This window comes from Pseudomonas sp. 478 (assembly GCF_003254125.1).
GTDB lineage: Bacteria > Pseudomonadota > Gammaproteobacteria > Pseudomonadales > Pseudomonadaceae > Aquipseudomonas.
In genome coordinates this window covers 392,999-413,312 of the sequence record NZ_QKZG01000003.1, presented here as the reverse complement: position 1 = coordinate 413,312, position 20,314 = coordinate 392,999, and the positions used below count along the sequence as shown (strand labels likewise).

Below are 20,314 nucleotides of genomic sequence, written 5' to 3'. Positions count from 1 at the left end.
GGCCTCATCGCGGGCAAGCCTTGCTCCTACAGATCCGCGGTGAAACCCCGTAGGAGCAAAGCTTGCTCGCGATAGCGTCGGCAAAGCTGCATCAATATCAAAGTTGTACGCACGAGGTTGAAGATGTCCCAGGCTGAAAAAATCGTTATCGCCGACGCCCCGTTGCGTTGGCAGGATGTGGTTGCCGTCGCCCGCCATGGCGCACAGCTTGAGCTGTCACCACAGGTCTGGGCGCGGATCGAAAATGCCCAGGCCATCGTCCAGCGCATCGTCGTCAGCGGCGAGCGCGCTTATGGCGTCAACACCGGCCTCGGCGCGCTGTGCAATGTCTCGCTCAAAGACGAACAACTCAGCCAATTGTCGCGCAACACCCTGCTCAGTCACGCCTGTGGCGTCGGCGCCCCCTTGGCCGACGAACAGACCCGCGCAATCATCTGCGCTGCGATTCGCAACTACAGCCACGGTAAATCCGGCATTCATCGCCGGGTGGTCGAAGCCCTGTTGGCGCTGCTCAATCGCGGCATCACCCCGCAAGTGCCGTCCCAGGGTTCGGTGGGTTACCTGACCCACATGGCCCACATCAGCATTGCGCTGCTGGGTGTCGGCACTGTCAGCTATCGCGGGCAGATCGTTTCCGCGCAGCAAGCCCTGTCCGAAGAAGGTCTGCAGCCGGTTCAGCTCGGCGCCAAAGATGGCCTGTGCCTGGTCAACGGCACGCCGTGCATGTCCGGCCTCAGCTGCCTGGCACTCGCCGACGCGACACGTCTGCTGCAATGGGCCGACGTGATCGGTGCCATGAGCTTCGAAGCCCAGCGCGGTCAGATTGCCGCGTTCGATGCCGAGATCATCGCGCTCAAACCGCATCCAGGCATGCAGCAAGTCGGCATCAACCTGCGTGCGTTGCTCGATGGCAGTGAAGTGATCGCCAGCAGCAAAGGCATTCGTACTCAGGATGCGCTGAGCATTCGCTCGATTCCGCAAGTTCACGGCGCCGCTCGCGATCAGCTCGAACACGCGAAAAAGCAAATCGAAACCGAACTCAACTCGGTCACCGACAACCCGATGCTGCTGGGTACGCCGGACGACTTCCGCGTGATGTCCCAGGCTAACCCGCACGGTCAATCCGTGGCCTTGGCGGCGGATTTGCTGGCCATCGCCATGGCTGAAATCGGCTCCATCGCCGAACGTCGTCTGGACCGCTTGATCAATCCGCATGTCAGCGGTTTGCCGGCATTCCTGGTGGCCAACCCGGGGGTTAACTCCGGGATGATGATCGTCCAGTACGTCGCCGCTTCGCTGTGTGCGGAAAACCGCCAGTTAGCGCAACCGGCGGTACTCGACAACTACGTCACCTCTGGCCTGCAGGAAGACCACTTGAGCATGGGCACCAACGCCGCGCTGAAGCTTCATCGCGCGCTGGAAAACTGCACGCAGATCCTTGCCATCGAGTACTTGCTGGCGGCTCAGGCGTTTGAGTTCTTGAAAGAGCAACGCTTCGGGGCCGGCACCGATGCTGCCTGGCGCCTGCTGCGCGAGCGAGTCCCGGCCTATGATCAGGACCGCTGGCTGGCACCGGACATCGCCAGTGCTGCCGCCGTTTTGAAAGACCCGATTTTGCTGCACAAAGTGTTACCGAACCTGAACTGATTTCCACCACACCAGCGTGCCAAGGCGCGGCTCCCCAGAAGGCGAGACGCGACGGACAACGGACATCTCCGGAGCGTCTGGTGAGTTAATAAAAACTCTCAAAAGGAGCACGAAATGACTGCGTTAAACCTTATTCCCGGCCAACTGAGCCTTGCCCAACTGCGTGATGTTTATCAGCAACCGGTCAAAATCACCCTCGACAACAGTGCCTCGGCCCAGATCGAAGCCAGCGTTGCCTGCGTGGAACAGATCCTCGCCGAGAACCGCACCGCTTATGGCATCAACACCGGTTTCGGCCTGCTGGCTTCGACCCGTATCGCCAGCGAAGACCTGGAAAACCTCCAGCGCTCGCTCGTTTTGTCCCACGCTGCCGGTGTTGGCGAGCCGATCAGCGACGCGCTGGTTCGACTGGTCATGGTGCTCAAGGTCAACAGCCTGAGCCGTGGTTTCTCCGGCATTCGTCGCGTCGTGATCGACGCCCTGATCGCCCTGATCAATGCCGAGGTTTACCCGCACATTCCATTGAAAGGTTCAGTCGGTGCATCCGGCGACCTGGCGCCTTTGGCCCACATGTCGCTGGTGCTGCTGGGCGAAGGCAAGGCTCGCTACAAAGGCGAGTGGATGGAAGCCACCGAAGCACTGAAAGTGGCCGGTCTGACCCCGTTGACCCTGGCTGCCAAAGAAGGTCTGGCGCTGCTCAACGGTACTCAGGTGTCCACCGCTTACGCGTTGCGTGGTCTGTTCGAAGGCGAAGACCTGTTTGCTGGCGCCCTGGCCATTGGTGGTATGACGGTTGAAGCCGTGCTGGGCTCGCGCTCGCCGTTCGACGCGCGCATCCACGCTGCTCGTGGCCAGAAAGGCCAGATCGACGCCGCTGCCGCTTACCGCGATCTGCTGGGCGAGCGAAGCGAAGTGTCCGACTCGCACCAGAACTGCGAAAAGGTCCAGGACCCGTACTCCCTGCGCTGCCAGCCGCAAGTCATGGGCGCCTGCCTGACTCAGTTCCGTCAGGCCGCCGAAGTGCTCGCCATCGAAGCCAACGCCGTTTCGGACAACCCGCTGGTATTCGCCGCTGAAGGCGACGTGATCTCCGGCGGTAACTTCCACGCCGAACCGGTCGCCATGGCCGCCGACAACATGGCCTTGGCCATCGCTGAAATCGGTTCCCTGAGCGAACGTCGTATCTCGCTGATGATGGACAAGCACATGTCGCAACTGCCGCCGTTCCTGGTGGCCAATGGCGGTGTGAACTCCGGCTTCATGATCGCTCAGGTGACCGCTGCCGCACTGGCCAGCGAGAACAAGGCGCTGTCTCATCCGCACTCGGTGGACAGCCTGCCGACTTCCGCGAACCAGGAAGACCACGTTTCCATGGCGCCGGCTGCTGGCAAGCGTCTGTGGGAAATGGCCGAAAACACTCGTGGTGTTCTCGCGGTGGAATGGTTGGCGGCGGCTCAGGGCCTCGACCTGCGTGAAGGTCTGAAGACCTCTGCGAAGCTGGAAAAGGCTCGTGCCATCTTGCGTGCCGAAGTGCCGTTCTATGAGAAAGACCGTTTCTTCGCACCGGACATCAATGCGGCGAGCGAGTTGTTGGCGACGCGTTGCCTGAATGAGCTGGTTACGGCGAAGTTGCTGCCGAGCCTGTAATGGCCTATTCGCGAGCAAGCCCGCTCCCACATTGGATTGCGCTGAACCTGTGGGAGCGAGCTTGCTCGCGATTTGATTAGCGTCGAATAAGAATAATTAAGGACGAGCAATGCAACAGCCAGCAAAAGGTTTGAAACGCGGGCTCTCTGCCCGACATATTCGCTTCATGGCGCTGGGGTCGGCGATCGGCACCGGGCTGTTTTACGGTTCTGCCTCGGCCATTCAAATGGCCGGTCCTGCGGTCCTGCTCGCTTACCTGATCGGTGGCGCGGCGGTGTTCATGGTCATGCGCGCCCTCGGCGAGATGGCGGTGCACAACCCGGTGGCCGGCTCTTTCGGCCACTACGCCAGCACGTATCTTGGGCCGATGGCGGGCTTCATCCTCGGTTGGACCTACGCGTTTGAAATGGTCATCGTCGGCATGGCCGACGTCACCGCATTCGGTATTTACATGGGCTTCTGGTTTCCGGAAGTCGCCCGCTGGATCTGGGTACTGGGCATCGTTTCGGTGGTCGGCGGCTTGAACCTGTGCAACGTCAAAGTCTTCGGTGAAATGGAGTTCTGGCTGTCGCTGCTCAAGGTCGCGGCCATCGTCGCGATGATCCTCGGTGGCTTCGGCATCATGTTGTTCGGCATCAGCACGGCACCGGGCGCCCAGGCGACCGACATTAGCAACCTCTGGAGCCATGGCGGCTTCATGCCCAACGGCGTGGGCGGCCTGATCGCTTCGTTTGCGGTAGTGATGTTTGCATTTGGCGGCATTGAAATCATCGGCGTGACCGCCGGTGAAGCCAAAGACCCGCAGCGCGTGCTGCCCAGGGCGATCAATGCCGTACCGTTGCGTATCCTGCTGTTCTACGTGCTGACGATGTTCGTATTGATGTCGATCTTTCCATGGCAGCAGATTGGCAGCCAAGGTAGCCCGTTCGTGCAGATTTTCGACAACCTGGGGATCAGCTCGGCGGCGACCATTCTCAATATCGTGGTGATCTCGGCGGCAGTGTCGGCGATCAACAGTGACATCTTCGGCGCTGGCCGCATGATGTACGGTCTGGCCCAGCAAGGGCATGCGCCCAAGGGCTTTGCCCGCTTGTCGCGCAATGGCGTGCCATGGATGACGGTAGTGGTGATGAGTGTCGCGTTGCTGCTGGGCGTGCTGCTGAACTACCTGATTCCGGAAAACGTATTTCTGTTGATCGCCTCCATCGCAACCTTTGCGACGGTGTGGGTCTGGTTGATGATTCTGTTCACCCAAGTGGCCATGCGTCGCTCCATGAGTGCCGACCAGGTCGCCCAACTGAAATTCCCGGTGCCGTTCTGGCCCTATGCGCCGATGGCGGCGATTGCCTTCATGCTGTTCATCTTTGGCGTGCTGGGCTATTTCCCGGACACCCAGGCGGCTCTGATCGTCGGCGTGGTCTGGATTGTATTGCTGGTGCTGGCCTACCTGACGTGGGTGAAACCGGCGGCAGGCAAGACAGTACCGGTGGAGCGGGAACCTTCTTTTTCTCATCGATAACCTAACGGAGGCCACGGATGAAAACTCTCTGGCAACACTGCCACGTCGCAACCATGGCGCAAGGCGCCTACTCGATCATCGAGGATGCGGCCATCGTGACGTCAGGAGCGCACATTGAGTGGATCGGCCCACGCGCTGAACTGCCGGCGGGCGAGTACCCGGCAGTCAATGATCTCAAAGGGGCCTGGGTGACGCCGGGCCTGATCGACTGCCACACCCACACGGTGTTCGGCGGTAACCGCAGCGGTGAATTCGAGCAGCGTCTGCAAGGCGTCAGCTATGCAGAAATCGCAGCGGCCGGTGGTGGCATCGCCAGCACCGTGCGCGCCACTCGCGCGGCCACTGAAGATGAACTGTTCGCCAGCGCCGCCAAGCGTCTGAAGAGCCTGATGCGCGACGGCGTGACCACCGTCGAAATGAAATCCGGCTACGGCCTGGACCTGGCCAGTGAACGCAAGATCCTGCGGGTCATCCGCCGTCTCGGCGCCGAACTGCCGGTCAGCGTGCGCAGCACGTGCCTGGCCGCTCACGCCTTGCCGCCGGAATACGCAGACCGTGCCGACGACTACATCGATCACATCTGCGCCGAGATGCTCCCGGCCCTGGCCGCCGAAGGGCTGGTGGATGCGGTGGACGCGTTCTGCGAATACCTGGCGTTTTCGCCCGCGCAGGTCGAGCGGGTGTTCATCACCGCGCAGCAGCTCGGTTTGCCGGTGAAACTGCACGCCGAACAGTTGTCGTCGTTGCATGGCTCAAGTCTGGCCGCGCGTTACCACGCACTGTCGGCCGATCACCTGGAATTCATGACCGAAGACGACGCCATCGCCATGGCCAAGTCCGGTACCGTAGCGGTGCTGCTGCCCGGCGCCTTTTACTTCCTGCGGGAAACCCAATTGCCGCCGATGGAGGCGCTGCGCAAACACGGCGTGAAAATCGCCATCGCCAGCGACCTCAACCCAGGCACCTCGCCGGCACTGTCGTTGCGTTTGATGCTGAACATGGCGTGCACCTGTTTCCGTATGACCCCGGAAGAAGCCTTGGCGGGTGCAACGATTCATGCCGCTACCGCGCTGGGCATGGCTGAAATCCACGGTTCGCTGGAAGTCGGCAAGTGTGCGGATTTCGTCGCCTGGCAAATCGATCGTCCGGCCGACCTGTCGTACTGGCTGGGCGGTGACCTGGAAAAACGCGTCGTGCGTCACGGCGTTGAAGTGAGCATTTAGGAGAACAGTTGTGGATAAGGTTCTGAACTTCAAACAAGGTCGCGTACCGCTGCTGATCAGCATGCCCCACGCCGGCCTGCGCCTGACCCCGACGGTCGAAGCCGGGTTGATCCCCGACGCGAAAAGCCTGCCGGACACTGACTGGCATATCCCGCAGCTTTACGAATTTGCTGCCGAGCTTGGCGCCAGCACCTTGGCCGCCGAGTACTCGCGTTTTGTCATCGACCTGAATCGACCGTCCGACGACAAGCCTTTGTATGCCGGCGCGACCACCGGCCTGTACCCGGCGACTCTGTTCGACGGTATTCCGTTGTTCCGCGAAGGGCATGAGCCATCGGCCGCAGAGCGCGCGACTTACCTGGAGCAGATCTGGACGCCGTACCACACGACCTTGCAGCAGGAACTGGCGAGACTGAAAGCCGAGTTCGGCTATGCGCTGCTGTTTGATGCGCACTCGATCCGCTCGATCATCCCGCACCTGTTCGACGGCAAGCTGCCGGACTTCAACCTTGGCACCTTCAACGGCGCCAGTTGCGATCCACAGTTGGCCACTCAGCTGGAAGCCATCTGCGCGCGCCACGGCGATTACAGCCATGTGCTGAACGGTCGCTTCAAGGGCGGCCACATCACCCGGCATTACGGCAATCCGGCCGAAAACATCCATGCGGTGCAACTGGAGTTGGGCCAGTGCACGTACATGGAAGAGTTCGAGCCGTTCCGTTATCGCCCGGACCTGGCGGCGCCGACGCAAGTGGTGCTCAAGGAATTGCTGCAAGGGCTGCTGGCCTGGGGCGAGAAACACTACAGCGCATAACCCTGTGGGAGCGGGCTTGCTCGCGAAGAGGGCATGTCAGGCAACAACAATGTTGCCTGACCCACCGCTTTCGCGAGCAAGCCCGCTCCCACAGGTAAAGCACTTTGTTACCAAGTCGCCACCGTGCAAAACACGGTCGCTACAGTTCGCTTTTACCCTCTCGACGCTGCGTAATGTTCCGGGCACGGTGCACAAAGACACCGGCCCGACAATAATCCGCTGCCGCACGAGAACCTCCCCAATGAAAAGACTGTTTACCCGCTGTCTCTCAATCCTCTGCGGCACTGCTCTGCTGAGCACCAGCGTCCTGGCCAGTGATGACGCTTCCTGCAAGGCCGTGCGCATGGGCGTGGTCAACTGGACCGACGTGATCGCCACCAGCGGCATGGCTGACGTACTGCTCAATGGCCTCGGCTACGAAAGCAAGCAAACCAGCGCCGTGCAGCAAATCATCTTCGCCGGCATCCGCGACAAGCGTCTGGACATCTACCTCGGTTACTGGAAACCGGCGATGGACAAAAACATCGCGCCGTTCCTGGCTGCCAATCAAGTGAAAGTCATGGAAAAACCGAGCCTGGCCGACGCCCAGGCAACGCTCGCCGTACCTGAGTACGTCGCCCAAGCGGGGCTGAAAACCTTCGCCGATATCGCCAGATTCAAGGACCAACTCGGCGGCAAGATCTACGGCATCGAGCCGGGCAGTGGCGCCAACACCACCATCAAAACCATGATCGAGACCAACCAATTTGGTTTGAAGGATTTCAAACTGATCGAGTCAGGCGAGGCCGGCATGCTTGCCGCCGTTCAGCGAGCGGTGAATCGCAAGGAATTCGTGGTGTTCGTCGGCTGGACCCCGCACCCGATGAACATCAACATGAAGATCGCCTACCTGACCGGCAGCGAAGACGTTTACGGCCCGAACGAGGGCGCCGCCACCGTCTCCACTGTGACCGCCCCGGACTACGCCCAGCGCTGCCCGAACGTCAATCGCTTGCTGGAAAACCTGACCTTCACCGCCGCCCAGGAAAGCCAGTTGATGGTGCCGATCATGGAGCGCAAGACGCCGCAGGATGTTGCCAAACAGTGGTTGCGCGACCATCCAGAAGATTTGCAACGCTGGCTTGCCGGTGTCAGCAGTCTCGATGGCAAGGATGGCGTGGCCACCGTTCAGGCCAGTTTGAAAAACTGACCACAACCGCAAAACCCTGTGGGAGCGGCGGTGCGACGATTCGACTTGCTCGCGAAAGCGGCGGGTCAGACGACAACAATGTTGACTGATCCGCCGCTTTCGCGAGCAAGCCCGCTCCCACAGGGGGGGGTGACCTACCTATTTCCTTGAACGGGCACCGGCTCATGGCTCCTTACCCGCTTTCTGAACAGATGACGGCTTTCGTCGAGAAAACCGTCAGCTTCAACAGCACCGACAGCAGCCTCGCCGGTTTGCGTCAGGCCTACAGCGACATGTGCCGGGCGTTCACCCCTTCACGTCCCGCCGGGCTTTATGTGGTGGATTTCGAATTGGCCGGCGTGCCGGTGCGGTTTTATCAACCGCCGTTTTCACCACCGACCAGCGGTTGCCCGTGCATCGTGTATCTGCACGGCGGCGGTTGGGTGGTGGGGGACCTGGATTCCCACGACTTCATCTGCGCCGAACTGGCGTCGACGCTCGGCGTGCTGGTGATCGCCGTGGATTATCGGTTGGCGCCGGAACATCCGTTTCCGGCGGCGTTCGAGGATTGTCTGGGTGTCTGGCGCGCGCTACGGACCGGGCCATTCCGGCTCGATCCCGAGCGAACGCTGGTGGCCGGGGATAGCGCCGGTGGCAACCTTGCGGCGGCGTTGTGTCTGGCGTTACGCGATGCGGGCGAGCCATTGCCGGCGGCGCAGGTGCTGATTTATCCGGGGCTGGGCGGTGATCACCGATTGCCGTCGCGCAGGGAATGCGTCGATGCTCCTTTGCTCAGCAGCAGCGATCTGGATTGTTATCACGCCCTGTACTTGCGCGGCACCGGACAGCCAAGTGCCTATGCGATGCCGTTGCTTGCCGAGGATTTCAGTGGGTTGCCGCCGGCCTTGATCGCCGTGGCGCAATTCGACCCGCTGCGCGATGACGGCATGCTCTACGCCGAGCGACTGAACGCAGCAGGCGTGGCCGCGACGCTTTGTTACGGCGAGGGGTTGGTCCACGGCTGTTTGCGGGCTCGGGGGCAGGTCGCTGAGGTCGACGCACTCTATGAAACGCTGCTCGGCTATTTGTCTGAAAAAACGCGCTGAAAAACCTCTGACTCTGCAAGGCATGCTCATTGGCGTAATTCGGGTTTATGATGCCGGACGGCAGAATAATAGAAGTCCCCCCAGGGATGACCTCGACCCCTTACGGAGCGCGCAATGCAGACTTTGTACCCGCAGATCAAACCCCACGCCCGGCACGATCTGGCCGTCGATGAAACCCACACGCTGTATGTCGACGAAAGCGGTTCGCCGGAAGGTTTGCCCGTTGTGTTCATCCACGGCGGCCCCGGCGCCGGGTGTGATGCCCAGAGCCGTCGGTATTTCGATCCGAACCTGTATCGCATTGTGACCTTCGACCAGCGTGGTTGCGGTCGTTCAACGCCCCACGCCAGCCTGGAAAACAACACCACCTGGGATCTGGTCGCCGACCTTGAGCGAATTCGCCAGCACCTTGGCATCGATAAGTGGGTGTTGTTCGGCGGCTCATGGGGCTCGACCCTGGCACTGGCCTACGCGCAAACCCACCCGGAGCGCGTGCACGGTCTGATTCTGCGCGGGATTTTTCTCTGCCGTCCGCAGGAAATCGAGTGGTTCTACCAGTGTGGCGCCAGTCGTCTGTTTCCCGATTACTGGCAGGACTACATCGCGCCGATCCCGCTGGACGAGCGCGAAGACTTGCTCTCGGCTTTCCACAAGCGCCTGATCGGCAACGATCAGATTGCCCAGATGCACGCGGCCAAGGCCTGGTCTACCTGGGAAGGCCGGACCGCCACCCTGCGCCCGAACCCGATGGTGGTCGATCGTTTCTCCGAGCCACAGCGCGCGCTGTCTATCGCCCGCATCGAATGTCACTACTTCACCAACAATGCGTTCCTTGAGCCCAACCAGCTGATCCGCGACATGGGCAAGATCGCCCATTTGCCTGGCGTGATCGTCCACGGTCGCTACGACGTGATCTGCCCGCTGGACAACGCCTGGGAACTGCATCAGAACTGGCCGAACAGTGAATTGCAGGTGATCCGTGACGCCGGCCATGCCGCCTCCGAACCTGGCATTACTGACGCACTGGTTCGCGCCGCCGATCTGATGGCCCATCGTCTGCTCGACCTGGCCCCTGAAGAAGCATGAAGGGCCTGCTGCAACGCGTGCGTGGCGCGCGAGTCGAGGTAGCGGGGGAGGTGGTTGGCGCCGTCGATCAGGGATTGCTGGTGCTGGTGGCGGTTGAGCCTGAGGATACTCGGGCGAGCGCCGACAAACTTCTGCAGAAACTGCTTAACTATCGTGTGTTCAGTGACGCCGAGGGCAAGATGAATCTGTCCCTGGCGGATGTAGGCGGTGGGTTGCTGCTGGTCTCACAGTTCACCCTGGCCGCCGATACCAAGAGCGGGTTGCGCCCGAGTTTTTCGACCGCTGCCCCTCCGGCCTTGGGCGAGGAGCTTTTCGACTATCTATTAGGTAAGGCGAAACAGGTGCATGGCACTGTGGCATCAGGTAGATTCGGCGCGGATATGCAGGTGCACCTGGTCAATGACGGCCCGGTCACCTTCCTGTTACAGACCTGAAAGCGCTTGAAACATGTTTTTAAGGGCTTTTCGACTGAAAACAGGCGTTTTTCGCGATAAATACTTTGTTACCCCTGATGCGTTGTAACGCGGCCTACTAGATAATCGCGCGCTACGGGGATCAGCGTTCGTTGGTCCATTTTGACTTAGGTAGAGACTTGTCCTGGACCTCTTGGGGAATCATTTAGCCCCATGGGAGTCGGAACAATGCTCGCCAACTTGGCAAGAGTGGTCTGTAGGGTCGGTTTTTTCATGCCGTAAACCTCACAGGCACTTTAACTGGCCGTTGGTTTTTTGATCTGTTTTCGGCGAGGGTTGCTCGTGATTGTTAGTCCCTGTAATGCAAAATTGTCTGCCAAACGGTTACGAAGCGCTCTGGTAGCGGGCTCTGCACTGCTCTGCCTGCTCAGCGCCGGTCAGCTTTGGGCATTCAATCTGGATGATGTATCGGTCAAGGCAAAAGAGCTGGCCGGGCAGAAATACGAAGCTCCGCGCAGTAACCTGCCGAACGAGTTCCGCGAGATGAAATTCGCGGACTATCAAAAAATTCGCTTCCTGACCGAAAAAGCCGAGTGGGCCGGTCAGAAAACCCCGTTCAAGCTGTCTTTCTATCACCAGGGTATGCATTTCGATACGCCGGTGAAAATCAACGAAATCACAGCTAATACCGTCGAAGAGATCAAATACGACCCAAGTCGTTTCGATTTCGGCGACGTGAAGTTCGATCCAAAATCCACCGAACAACTGGGTTATGCCGGTTTCCGTGTGCTGTACCCGATCAACAAGGCTGACAAGCAAGACGAAATCATGACCATGCTCGGCGCGAGTTACTTCCGCGTTGTCGGCAAGGGTCACACCTATGGCTTGTCCGCTCGCGGCATGGCCATTGATACCGCTTTGCCGTCCGGCGAAGAATTCCCGCGTTTCACCGAGTTCTGGATTCAACAGCCACAACCGGGTGACAAACATCTGGTGATCTTTGCGCTGCTGGATTCGCCACGCGCGACCGGTGCCTATCGCCTGACCCTGCGTCCGGGCAGCGACACCGTTGTCGACGTCAAGGCCAAGATGTTCCTGCGTGACAAGGTCACCAAGCTTGGCGTTGCGCCGCTGACCAGCATGTTCCTGTTCGGCGCCAATCAGCCGTCGAAAGTGCTGAACTACCGTCGTGAACTGCATGACTCCAGCGGTCTGTCGATCCATGCCGGCAACGGCGAGTGGATCTGGCGCCCTCTGAACAATCCGAAACACTTGTCGGTGAGCAACTTCTCGATCGAGAACCCGCGCGGTTTCGGCCTGCTGCAACGTGGCCGCGACTTCAGCCACTACGAAGACCTCGACGACCGCTATGACAAGCGCCCAAGTGCCTGGATCGAACCAAAAGGCGATTGGGGCAAGGGCTCCGTCGATCTGGTAGAGATTCCGACTGCCGACGAAACCAACGACAATATCGTTGCGTTCTGGAGTCCGGAAAAACTGCCTGAGCCTGGCCAGCCGCTGGACGTCGCTTATCGCATGCACTGGACCATCGACGAAGCCGCGCTTCACGCACCGGACAGCGCCTGGGTCCAGCAGACCCTGCGTTCCACGGGTGACGTGAAACAGTCCAACCTGATTCGTCAGCCGGACGGTAGCGTTGCCTACCTGGTGGACTTCGAAGGCCCGTCCCTTTCGGCATTGCCGGACGATACGGAAATTCGTAGCCAGGTCAGCGTTGGCGAGAATGCCGAGCTGGTCGAGAACAGCGTGCGTTACAACCCTGAAACCAAGGGCTGGCGCCTGACGCTGCGGATGAAAATCAAGGATCCGGGCAAGCCTACCGAGATGCGTGCAGCGCTGGTCAAGAACGCCGTGACTGCCGACCTGGCCAAAACATCGTTGCCGGCATCCAATTCTTCCGTCGCCAAGGCTGACAAGATTGCCGCTCGGCAGCAGGAGAAGCTGGACAAGGAAGCCAAGGACGCGAAGGAAACCAAGCAAGCTGATGCCAAGCAGGTTGAAGCCAAACCGGCCGCAGCCAAGCCAGCCGCAGATTCCAAGGACAAGGACAACAAAGACGCCAAGCAGCCAGTCGCTGCCGAAGCGGTCCCAGCCACACCGGAATCGGTACCGACTGAAGAAGTCTTGACCGAGACCTGGAGCTATCAGTTGCCTGCCGATGAGTAATTCTCAAGTACAGCCAGAGACTCTTGCCGAGTATCTGGCGCATCTGCCAATGACCGACGAGCAGCGCGCGGAACTCGCGGGCTGCCAGTCTTTCAGCGAATTGCATGAGCGCCTTTCGTCCTCGACGTTCGACGCGCCGACCGAGGCTGCTCAAGCTTCGGTGGGTCGTCGTTTGACCCTGAACACCGCCGAAGAACTGGCCGACGCTGAAATGCTGGTGCTCGACGCCAGCGGCCGGGTTTGCCTGCGGGCAACCCCGCCGATTCGTCGGACCAAAGTCGTGCCGGAGCCGTGGCGCACCAACATTCTGGTGCGTGGCTGGCGTCGTCTGACCGGTCGCACCAATCCGCCGGCCCCGCCGAAGGATGAGCGTGTGCTGCCGGCCGCTCGCTGGCGCACCGTCGGTTCGATCCGCCGCTACATCCTGCTGGTGCTGATGCTCGGCCAGACCATCGTCGCCGGCTGGTACATGAAGGGCATCATGCCGTACCAGGGCTGGTCGTTCGTCGACCTGAACGAAGTGCTGCATCAACCGCTGTCGCAAACGGCTACGCAAGTGCTGCCGTATGCGCTGCAAACCAGCATCCTGATCTTGTTCGGGATTCTGTTCTGCTGGGTGTCGGCCGGTTTCTGGACCGCGTTGATGGGCTTCCTCGAGTTGCTCACCGGTCACGACAAATACCGCATTTCCGGTAAAAGCGCCGGCAACGAGCCGATCCCCAAGGACGCTCGCACCGCACTGGTGATGCCGATCTGCAACGAAGACGTGCCGCGGGTGTTTGCCGGTTTGCGGGCGACCTTCGAGTCGGTTGCGGCCACGGGTAGCCTGGATCGCTTCGACTTCTTTGTCCTCAGCGACAGTAACGACGCCGATATCTGCGTCGCCGAGCAACAAGCCTGGCTGGATGTCTGCCGTGAAGCCAAAGGCTTCGGCAAGATCTTCTATCGCCGCCGTCGCCGTCGCGTCAAACGTAAAAGCGGCAATCTCGACGACTTCTGCCGTCGTTGGGGCGGTGATTACAAGTACATGGTCGTGCTCGACGCGGACTCCGTGATGAGCGGCGATTGCCTGACCAGTCTGGTGCGCTTGATGGAAGCCACCCCGGACGCCGGGATCATCCAGACCGCGCCGCGCGCGTCTGGCATGGACACGCTGTATGCACGCATGCAGCAGTTCGCCACCCGCGTGTACGGTCCGCTGTTTACCGCCGGTCTGCACTTCTGGCAGTTGGGCGAATCCCACTACTGGGGCCACAACGCGATCATCCGCATGAAGCCATTCATCGAGCACTGCGCCCTGGCGCCGTTGCCCGGTAAAGGCGCGTTTGCCGGTGCAATTCTGTCCCACGACTTCGTCGAAGCGGCTCTGATGCGCCGTGCCGGCTGGGGCGTGTGGATTGCCTACGACTTGCCGGGCAGCTACGAAGAATTGCCGCCGAACCTGCTGGACGAACTCAAGCGTGACCGTCGTTGGTGTCATGGCAACCTGATGAACTTCCGCCTGTTCCTGGTAAAAGGCATGCACCCGGTGCACCGTGCGGTGTTCCTGACGGGCGTGATGTCTTACTTGTCGGCGCCGTTGTGGTTCTTCTTCCTCGTGCTGTCGACGGCGCTGCTGGCGGTCAACACGTTGATGGAGCCGCAGTACTTCCTTGAGCCACGTCAGCTCTATCCGTTGTGGCCGCAATGGCATCCGGACAAGGCGATCGCGCTGTTCTCGACCACCGTCGTGCTGCTGTTCCTGCCTAAGTTGTTGAGCGTCATCCTGATCTGGGCCAAGGGCGCGAAAGAGTTCGGTGGCAAGTTCAAGGTGACCCTGTCGATGCTGCTGGAGATGCTGTTCTCCATGTTGCTGGCGCCAGTGCGGATGATTTTCCACACCCGCTTCGTGCTCGCCGCGTTCCTCGGCTGGGCTGCGACGTGGAACTCGCCGCAACGTGACGACGACTCCACGCCATGGAGCGAAGCGGTAAAACGCCACGGTCCGCAAACTTTGCTGGGCTTCTTCTGGGCCCTGTTGGTGATCTGGCTGAACCCGAGCTTCCTCTGGTGGCTGGTGCCGATCGTCGGTTCGTTGATGCTGTCGATTCCGGTGTCGGTGATCTCCAGTCGAGTTGGCCTGGGCCTCAAGTCCCGTGACGAAAGCCTGTTCCTGATCCCTGAGGAATACAATCCGCCACAGGCGTTGCTGGCGACCGACCAGTACACCCACGAAAACCGTTGGCATGCGCTGAACGACGGCTTCGTCCGGGCAGTGGTCGATCCACAGCAGAACGCCTTGGCGTGCTCGCTGGCGACTTCACGCCACCGTGAGGCCGAGCCGATCGAATGGTTGCGGGTCGAACGGGTGCGTCATGCGCTGAAAGTCGGGCCTGAGGGTCTGAACAACAATGAGCGCGTGCAACTGCTCAGTGACCCGGTAGCACTGGGTCGTCTGCATGAGCAAATCTGGAGCGAAGGTCACCCCGAGTGGCTGGAAGCGTGGCGTAAATCGGTGAACGCCGACCCCCATGCGCCGCTGTTGCCGCTCAAACCGCTGAGTGAGCAGCCTCAGTTGGCCTGACAAGAAACCCCGCGAAAGCGGGGTTTTTTTTGCGCTGCTGATCGGCGTCGAGTAACAAATCCTGTGTAAGCCCTTGTGCAAACGAACGAGTGCGTTAGCATCCGTCCCCGAATTGGTGCGCCCGGACAACTTTCTGTTCGTATCTGCCGGTTTTCAAAGGAAAATCAGCGGTTTGCGCGCCTCACAACGCGATGGTTTTGGGGACTTGAAGATGAAGAAGTATCTCTCGATGCTGCTGGTCGGCGTCACGGCATTGGTTGCAGTCAGCGCGGCGCACGCCGGTGCCATCGATGACGCGGTCAAGCGTGGCACGCTGAAAGTCGGCATGGACCCGACCTACATGCCGTTCGAAATGACCAACAAGCGCGGTGAGATCATCGGCTTCGAAGTCGACATCCTCAAAGCCATGACCAAGGCCATGGGCGTCAAGCTGGAGATGGTTTCCACCGGCTACGACGGCATTATCCCGGCCTTGCTCACCGACAAGTTCGACATGATCGGCAGCGGCATGACCCTGACCCAGGAACGCAACCTGCGCCTGAACTTCAGCGAACCGTTCATCGTGGTGGGCCAGACCCTGCTGATCCGCAAGGAACTGGAAGGCACCATCCAGTCCTATAAAGACCTGAACACCGCCGACTACCGCATCACTTCCAAGCTCGGCACCACCGGCGAGATGGTCGCCAGAAAGCTGATCTCCAAGGCCAAGTACCACGGCTACGACAACGAGCAGGAAGCCGTGCTTGATGTGGTCAACGGCAAGGCCGACGCCTTCATCTACGACGCGCCTTACAACGTTGTGGCGGTTAACAAGGTCGGCAACGGCAAACTGGTGTTCCTCGACAAGCCGTTCACCTACGAGCCGCTGGCCTTCGGTCTGAAGAAGGGTGACTACGACAGCATCAACTTCATCAACAACTTCCTGCGCCAGATCCACGAAGACGGCACCTACGATCGTATCCATGACAAGTGGTTCAAAGACACCGCTTGGCTCAAGGACATGGAATAACCCCCGGTCAGTTAGACCGCGTCGCTCCCATCGCCAGCAGGCTGGCTCCCACACTGGATCTGTGGCGTACACAAATCCCCTGTGGGAGCCAGCCTGCTGGCGATGACGGCCTTCCTGGCGACACAACTTTCGGATTTTGTTAAACCCATGAAACAGAAAAAAGCCCAATGGCCGTGGCACGTTTTAACCGTGCTGCTGCTGATCGGCCTGGCCGGCGCGTTGTATTACGCCACCTCGCTGATGTCCTACGAATGGCGCTGGAACCGTGTGCCGCAATACTTCGCCTACCACGCCGAAGAATCCCAGCGTGTCGCCGACATCTCCACCGTCAGCGAACTGGTGCGCAAAGGCGACAAGGCAGAAGTCACCCTGCGCAACGATGCCGGCGTCGAGCAGCACCTGACCGTCGATGACAACAGCCTGCAAGTCGCCCAAGGTGATGACGTGGCCGAAGGCGACGTGATCGGTGTGACCCGCCATTGGGCCGCCGGACCGCTGATGTGGGGGCTCTGGACCACCTTGTGGTTGTCCGTGGTTTCAGGTGTGCTCGGTCTGCTGATCGGCCTGGCCACGGGCCTGTGCCGACTGTCGAGCAACCCGACCCTGCGCGATCTTTCGACGATCTACGTCGAGCTGGTGCGCGGTACGCCGCTGCTGGTGCAGATCTTCATCTTTTACTTCTTCATCGGCACGGTGATGAACCTCTCCCGGGAGTTCGCCGGGATCGCTGCGTTGTCGCTGTTCACCGGCGCTTATGTGGCGGAAATCATCCGTTCCGGCGTGCAATCCATCGCCCGTGGCCAGAACGAAGCCGCGCGCTCCCTGGGCCTGAGCGCGGGTCAGTCGATGCGCCACGTGGTGCTGCCGCAAGCGTTCAAACGGGTGCTGCCACCGCTGGCCGGTCAGTTCATCAGTCTGGTCAAGGACACCTCGCTGGTGTCGGTGATCGCCATTACCGAGCTGCTCAAAAGTGGTCGCGAAGTCATCACCACCTCGTTCTCGCCGTTCGAAATCCTGTTCTGCGTGGCCGGTCTGTACCTGTTGATCAACCTGCCGCTGTCGAAAATCGCCAGCCGGCTTGAGCGGAGGCTCGCGCAAAGTGATTGAAGTCCGCGATCTGGTAAAAGTTTTCGACACCCGTGGCCACGTGGTTCGCGCGGTGGATAACGTCACCACGCAGGTGGCCAAGGGCGAAGTGTTGGTGGTGATCGGCCCTTCCGGTTCCGGCAAGTCGACCTTCCTGCGCTGCCTCAACGGGCTGGAAGCGTTCGACTCGGGCTCGGTGAGCATCGACGGCCTGCAACTGGCCGACCCGAAAACCGATGTGAATGCCTATCGCCGCGAAGTCGGCATGGTGTTCCAGCATTTCAACCTGTTCCCGCACATGACCGTGCTGGAAAACCTCTGCCTGGCCCAGAAAGTCGTGCGCAAGCGTGGCAAGAAGGAGCGCGAGGCCAAGGCCTTGGCGTTGCTGGAGAAGGTTGGTATTGCGCAGAAGGCCAACGAGTTTCCGTCGCGCCTGTCTGGCGGTCAGCAGCAGCGTGTGGCCATCGCCCGGGCATTGGCGATGGAACCGAAGGTCATGCTGTTCGATGAGCCGACCTCGGCGCTTGACCCGGAAATGGTCGGCGAAGTGCTGGATGTGATGAAAACCCTGGCGGTGGAAGGCATGACCATGGTGTGCGTCACCCATGAAATGGGCTTTGCCCGGGAAGTGGCGGATCGGGTGCTGTTTTTCGATCACGGCAAATTGCTGGAAGACGCTTCACCGGCCGAATTCTTCGATGCACCGAAGGATCCGCGGGCTCAGGCCTTCTTGCGTCAGGTCCTCTGACCTCCGCGCCTGTCGAACCGCTATCGCGAGCAGGCTCGCTCCCACAGGGTTACGTGTCAGACACAAATTATGTGTCCGCCGCCGGTCAATGTGGGAGCGAGCCTGCTCGCGATGGCGTCACCTCGGTCCTGTGCGAACCGAGGCATTCACATCACCTCAAACCTTGAACCTGCCCACCAGCATCTGCAGATGCGTCCCCAACCGTGCCAGCTCAACGCTGGACGCCGCGGTCTCTTCACTGGCTGCCGAGGTCTGCTCGGATACGTCGCGCACGTTCAGCACGCTACGGTTGATCTCTTCGGCCACGGCGCTCTGCTGCTCGGCCGCCGCTGCGATCTGCTGGTTCATCGACTGAATCGCCGAGACGGTGCGGGTAATGCTTTCCAGCGAGCCACCGGCGCGGCGGGTCAGTTCGACGCTGCTGTCGGTCAGGCTGCGGCTGTTGTCCATGATGGTCGCCACTTGCTGGGTACCGGTTTGCAGGCCGACGATCAGCTCTTCAATCTCTTCGGTAGATTTTTGGGTGCGCTGGGCCAGGCTCCGGACTTCATCGGCAACTACCGCAAAACCACGTCCGGCCTCACCGGCGCGGGCGGCCTCGATGGCGGCGTTGAGGGCCAGCAGGTTGGTTTGCTGGGCCACGGATTTGATCACGTCGAGCACGCTGCCGATCTTGTCGCTTTCGCGCTTGAGATGGCTCATGGCCTCGGTGGAGTTGCCGACCTCCTTGGCCAGGCGCTCGATCTGGGCGATGGCTTCGCCGACCACTTTGTCACCTTCACGGGCCTGCTGGTCGGCGGCGACGGCAGCTTCGGACGCTTCTTCGGCGTTACGCGCGACTTCCTGCACAGTGGCGGTCATTTCGTTCATGGCGGTGGCCACCTGGTCGGTCTCGACCTTCTGGCTGTTGACCCCGGTGCGGGTCTGCTCGGTGACTGCCGACAGTTCTTCGGCAGCGTTGGCGATTTGCGTGACGCCGTTACTGATGCCACCAATCAATTCGCGCAGGCCCAGGGTCATGCTCTGCATGGCGCGCTGCAGCTGGCCGAGTTCATCCTGACGCTCAGAGATCAGGTTTTGGGTCAGGTCGCCGGCGGCAACTCGCTCGGCCACTTTGAGGGTCTGGCTCAGGGGAATCACGATCTGGCGAGTGATGGCCCACGCGGCAAGCATGCCGAAGGCTAGCGCCAGGGCGGTAGCCATTAGGAGCGTGTTTTTGGCGTGCGCGGCGTCAGTGTCCCGGACGATGGTTTGCGACGCGGTGAGTTTTTTGCTGGTGTCGCGCAGGATCTGACCTTGATCGGCCATGCGTTGGAGGGCTGCGGCGCTGGCAACCTGAGAGTCTCGGAACTGGCTGACGGCGGCGCGATAGGCCTTGAGCGAGTCAGTGGCCTGCTGCAGGTTGGCGATGTGCTGTTCCGGCAGTTTGGAGGGCAGGCTTTCGAGGTTTTTCAGCGCGTTGTCGATGGCGTCCAGAGCCGGTTGCTCGGCCTCGGTCTTGCCGCTGTAGGTGTAACCGCGCACCTGGAAGCGCGCTTGCTGGATCAGTTTGCTCAGGTCGATCACGCTGTTGAAATCGGCGACGCTGTCACCTTGCAGCATGGATTTTTCGACTTCGGCGACACGAGCCACGGCATTGTCGGCGGTGGCGCCGAGTTTGCCGCGGGCGTCTTCGCGGTTGGCGCCGGCCTGGGTCATGATCGTGAAGGCTTGTTTGTATTCACTGACGGCGGCCAGTTGCTGGTCGATCATGGCCACGTCGGCCGGTTGTTCGATCAACGTGCGCGCGGTTTTCAGGCCGGTATCGAGTTGGCCCAGCAGGTCGTTGACCGCACCGGGGCCTTGTTCGCCACGACGCATTTCGTATTCCAGGCGGGCCACGCGCAGGTCTTTGGTCAGGTCATTGAGGCTGGCAATGAACCCCAGCTTATCGCCGCGACTCATCACGCCGCTCAGGCCGGTCCAACCGGTGAAGGTGATCAACAAGGTAAGCAGCAGCACCAGACCGAAGCCGACACTCAGTTTGCGATTGACGCTGACGTTCCCCAGTTTCTCGGCTAGCCATCGGTGCATGTGCTACTCCCTCGAACCATTTGTT

15 protein-coding genes and 1 pseudogene are annotated in these 20,314 nt (G+C 60.5%); 14 read left to right on the top strand and 2 right to left on the bottom strand.

All coding sequences use genetic code 11. The features are described 5' to 3' along the window. The first annotated feature begins 123 nt into the window (after positions 1-123). The 14 genes from hutH (DFS28_RS08695) to DFS28_RS08625 all read left to right on the top strand — a co-directional run bounded on the left by hutH (DFS28_RS08695) (position 124) and on the right by DFS28_RS08625 (position 18,216). Positions 124-1,647 carry a histidine ammonia-lyase gene (hutH, locus tag DFS28_RS08695; RefSeq protein WP_111449401.1) on the top strand — a complete coding sequence of 508 codons (1,524 nt, stop codon included), beginning with the start codon at positions 124-126 and terminating at the stop codon, positions 1,645-1,647. A 114-nt stretch (positions 1,648-1,761) separates the two neighbouring features. Beyond that, the gene (gene hutH / locus DFS28_RS08690) at positions 1,762-3,294 is read left to right on the top strand and encodes a histidine ammonia-lyase (RefSeq protein WP_111449400.1); all 1,533 of its coding nucleotides are present in this window, start codon (positions 1,762-1,764) and stop codon (positions 3,292-3,294) included. A gap of 109 nt (positions 3,295-3,403) precedes the next feature. Beyond that, complete coding sequence (locus tag DFS28_RS08685; RefSeq protein WP_111449399.1) at positions 3,404-4,813, top strand: amino acid permease; 1,410 nt, start codon at positions 3,404-3,406, stop codon at positions 4,811-4,813. A 17-nt stretch (positions 4,814-4,830) separates the two neighbouring features. Beyond that, positions 4,831-6,036, top strand: coding sequence for an imidazolonepropionase (hutI, locus tag DFS28_RS08680; protein ID WP_111449398.1), 1,206 nt, complete (start codon positions 4,831-4,833; stop codon positions 6,034-6,036). 10 nt (positions 6,037-6,046) lie between these two features. Further along, positions 6,047-6,850: an N-formylglutamate deformylase gene (gene hutG / locus DFS28_RS08675; protein ID WP_111449397.1), complete on the top strand. Its 804-nt coding sequence runs from the start codon at positions 6,047-6,049 to the stop codon at positions 6,848-6,850. 241 nt (positions 6,851-7,091) lie between these two features. After that, positions 7,092-8,039 (top strand): choline ABC transporter substrate-binding protein, encoded by a 948-nt coding sequence (locus DFS28_RS08670; RefSeq protein WP_111449396.1) that lies wholly within the window; start codon positions 7,092-7,094, stop codon positions 8,037-8,039. A gap of 164 nt (positions 8,040-8,203) precedes the next feature. Continuing rightward, on the top strand, positions 8,204-9,124 hold the full coding sequence (locus DFS28_RS08660) for an alpha/beta hydrolase (RefSeq protein ID WP_111449394.1): 921 nt from the start codon (positions 8,204-8,206) through the stop codon (positions 9,122-9,124). Positions 9,125-9,238: 114 nt separating this feature from the next. After that, a complete protein-coding gene (pip, locus tag DFS28_RS08655; protein ID WP_111449393.1) occupies positions 9,239-10,210 on the top strand; it encodes a prolyl aminopeptidase in 972 nt (323 codons plus the stop codon). Next, positions 10,207-10,644: a D-aminoacyl-tRNA deacylase gene (dtd, locus tag DFS28_RS08650; protein WP_008149496.1), complete on the top strand. Its 438-nt coding sequence runs from the start codon at positions 10,207-10,209 to the stop codon at positions 10,642-10,644. The genes pip and dtd overlap by 4 nt, the downstream gene beginning before the upstream one ends. Positions 10,645-10,965: 321 nt before the next feature. Further along, the gene (locus DFS28_RS08645; RefSeq protein ID WP_111449392.1) at positions 10,966-12,810 is read left to right on the top strand and encodes a glucan biosynthesis protein G; all 1,845 of its coding nucleotides are present in this window, start codon (positions 10,966-10,968) and stop codon (positions 12,808-12,810) included. Continuing rightward, positions 12,803-15,373, top strand: a complete 2,571-nt coding sequence (mdoH, locus tag DFS28_RS08640; RefSeq protein WP_111449391.1) for a glucans biosynthesis glucosyltransferase MdoH — start codon at positions 12,803-12,805, stop codon at positions 15,371-15,373. Before DFS28_RS08645 ends, mdoH begins: the two co-directional genes overlap by 8 nt. 211 nt (positions 15,374-15,584) lie before the next feature. Beyond that, positions 15,585-16,382 carry a transporter substrate-binding domain-containing protein gene (locus DFS28_RS08635; RefSeq protein ID WP_111449563.1) on the top strand — a complete coding sequence of 266 codons (798 nt, stop codon included), beginning with the start codon at positions 15,585-15,587 and terminating at the stop codon, positions 16,380-16,382. 147 nt (positions 16,383-16,529) lie between these two features. Next, positions 16,530-17,489, top strand: a complete 960-nt coding sequence (locus tag DFS28_RS08630; RefSeq protein WP_111449390.1) for an amino acid ABC transporter permease — start codon at positions 16,530-16,532, stop codon at positions 17,487-17,489. Continuing rightward, positions 17,482-18,216, top strand: coding sequence for an amino acid ABC transporter ATP-binding protein (locus DFS28_RS08625; protein ID WP_111449389.1), 735 nt, complete (start codon positions 17,482-17,484; stop codon positions 18,214-18,216). Before DFS28_RS08630 ends, DFS28_RS08625 begins: the two co-directional genes overlap by 8 nt. 156 nt (positions 18,217-18,372) lie before the next feature. On the opposite strand, the gene DFS28_RS31130 is transcribed toward DFS28_RS08625, so the two are convergent. Together DFS28_RS31130 and DFS28_RS31125 are read right to left on the bottom strand one after the other, a co-directional pair. Continuing rightward, entirely contained in the window at positions 18,373-19,086 is a 714-nt protein-coding gene (locus tag DFS28_RS31130) for a methyl-accepting chemotaxis protein (protein ID WP_371922130.1), read from the bottom strand. Between the two features lie 144 nt (positions 19,087-19,230). Then, a pseudogene (locus tag DFS28_RS31125) lies at positions 19,231-20,289 on the bottom strand (methyl-accepting chemotaxis protein); the annotation flags it as partial. Positions 20,290-20,314 lie beyond the last annotated feature (25 nt).

Bases quoted from the DNA above. Each gene is read 5' to 3' on its own strand.
- hutH (WP_111449401.1), top strand. From the start codon at position 124: ATGTCCCAGGCTGAAAAAATCGTTATCGCCGACGCCCCGTTGCGTTGG.
- hutH (WP_111449400.1), top strand. From the start codon at position 1,762: ATGACTGCGTTAAACCTTATTCCCGGCCAACTGAGCCTTGCCCAACTG.
- DFS28_RS08685 (WP_111449399.1), top strand. From the start codon at position 3,404: ATGCAACAGCCAGCAAAAGGTTTGAAACGCGGGCTCTCTGCCCGACAT.
- hutI (WP_111449398.1), top strand. From the start codon at position 4,831: ATGAAAACTCTCTGGCAACACTGCCACGTCGCAACCATGGCGCAAGGC.
- DFS28_RS08670 (WP_111449396.1), top strand. From the start codon at position 7,092: ATGAAAAGACTGTTTACCCGCTGTCTCTCAATCCTCTGCGGCACTGCT.
- DFS28_RS08660 (WP_111449394.1), top strand. From the start codon at position 8,204: ATGGCTCCTTACCCGCTTTCTGAACAGATGACGGCTTTCGTCGAGAAA.
- pip (WP_111449393.1), top strand. From the start codon at position 9,239: ATGCAGACTTTGTACCCGCAGATCAAACCCCACGCCCGGCACGATCTG.
- dtd (WP_008149496.1), top strand. From the start codon at position 10,207: ATGAAGGGCCTGCTGCAACGCGTGCGTGGCGCGCGAGTCGAGGTAGCG.
- mdoH (WP_111449391.1), top strand. From the start codon at position 12,803: ATGAGTAATTCTCAAGTACAGCCAGAGACTCTTGCCGAGTATCTGGCG.
- DFS28_RS08635 (WP_111449563.1), top strand. From the start codon at position 15,585: ATGAAGAAGTATCTCTCGATGCTGCTGGTCGGCGTCACGGCATTGGTT.
- DFS28_RS08630 (WP_111449390.1), top strand. From the start codon at position 16,530: ATGAAACAGAAAAAAGCCCAATGGCCGTGGCACGTTTTAACCGTGCTG.
- DFS28_RS31130 (WP_371922130.1), bottom strand. From the start codon at position 19,086: ATGAACGAAATGACCGCCACTGTGCAGGAAGTCGCGCGTAACGCCGAA.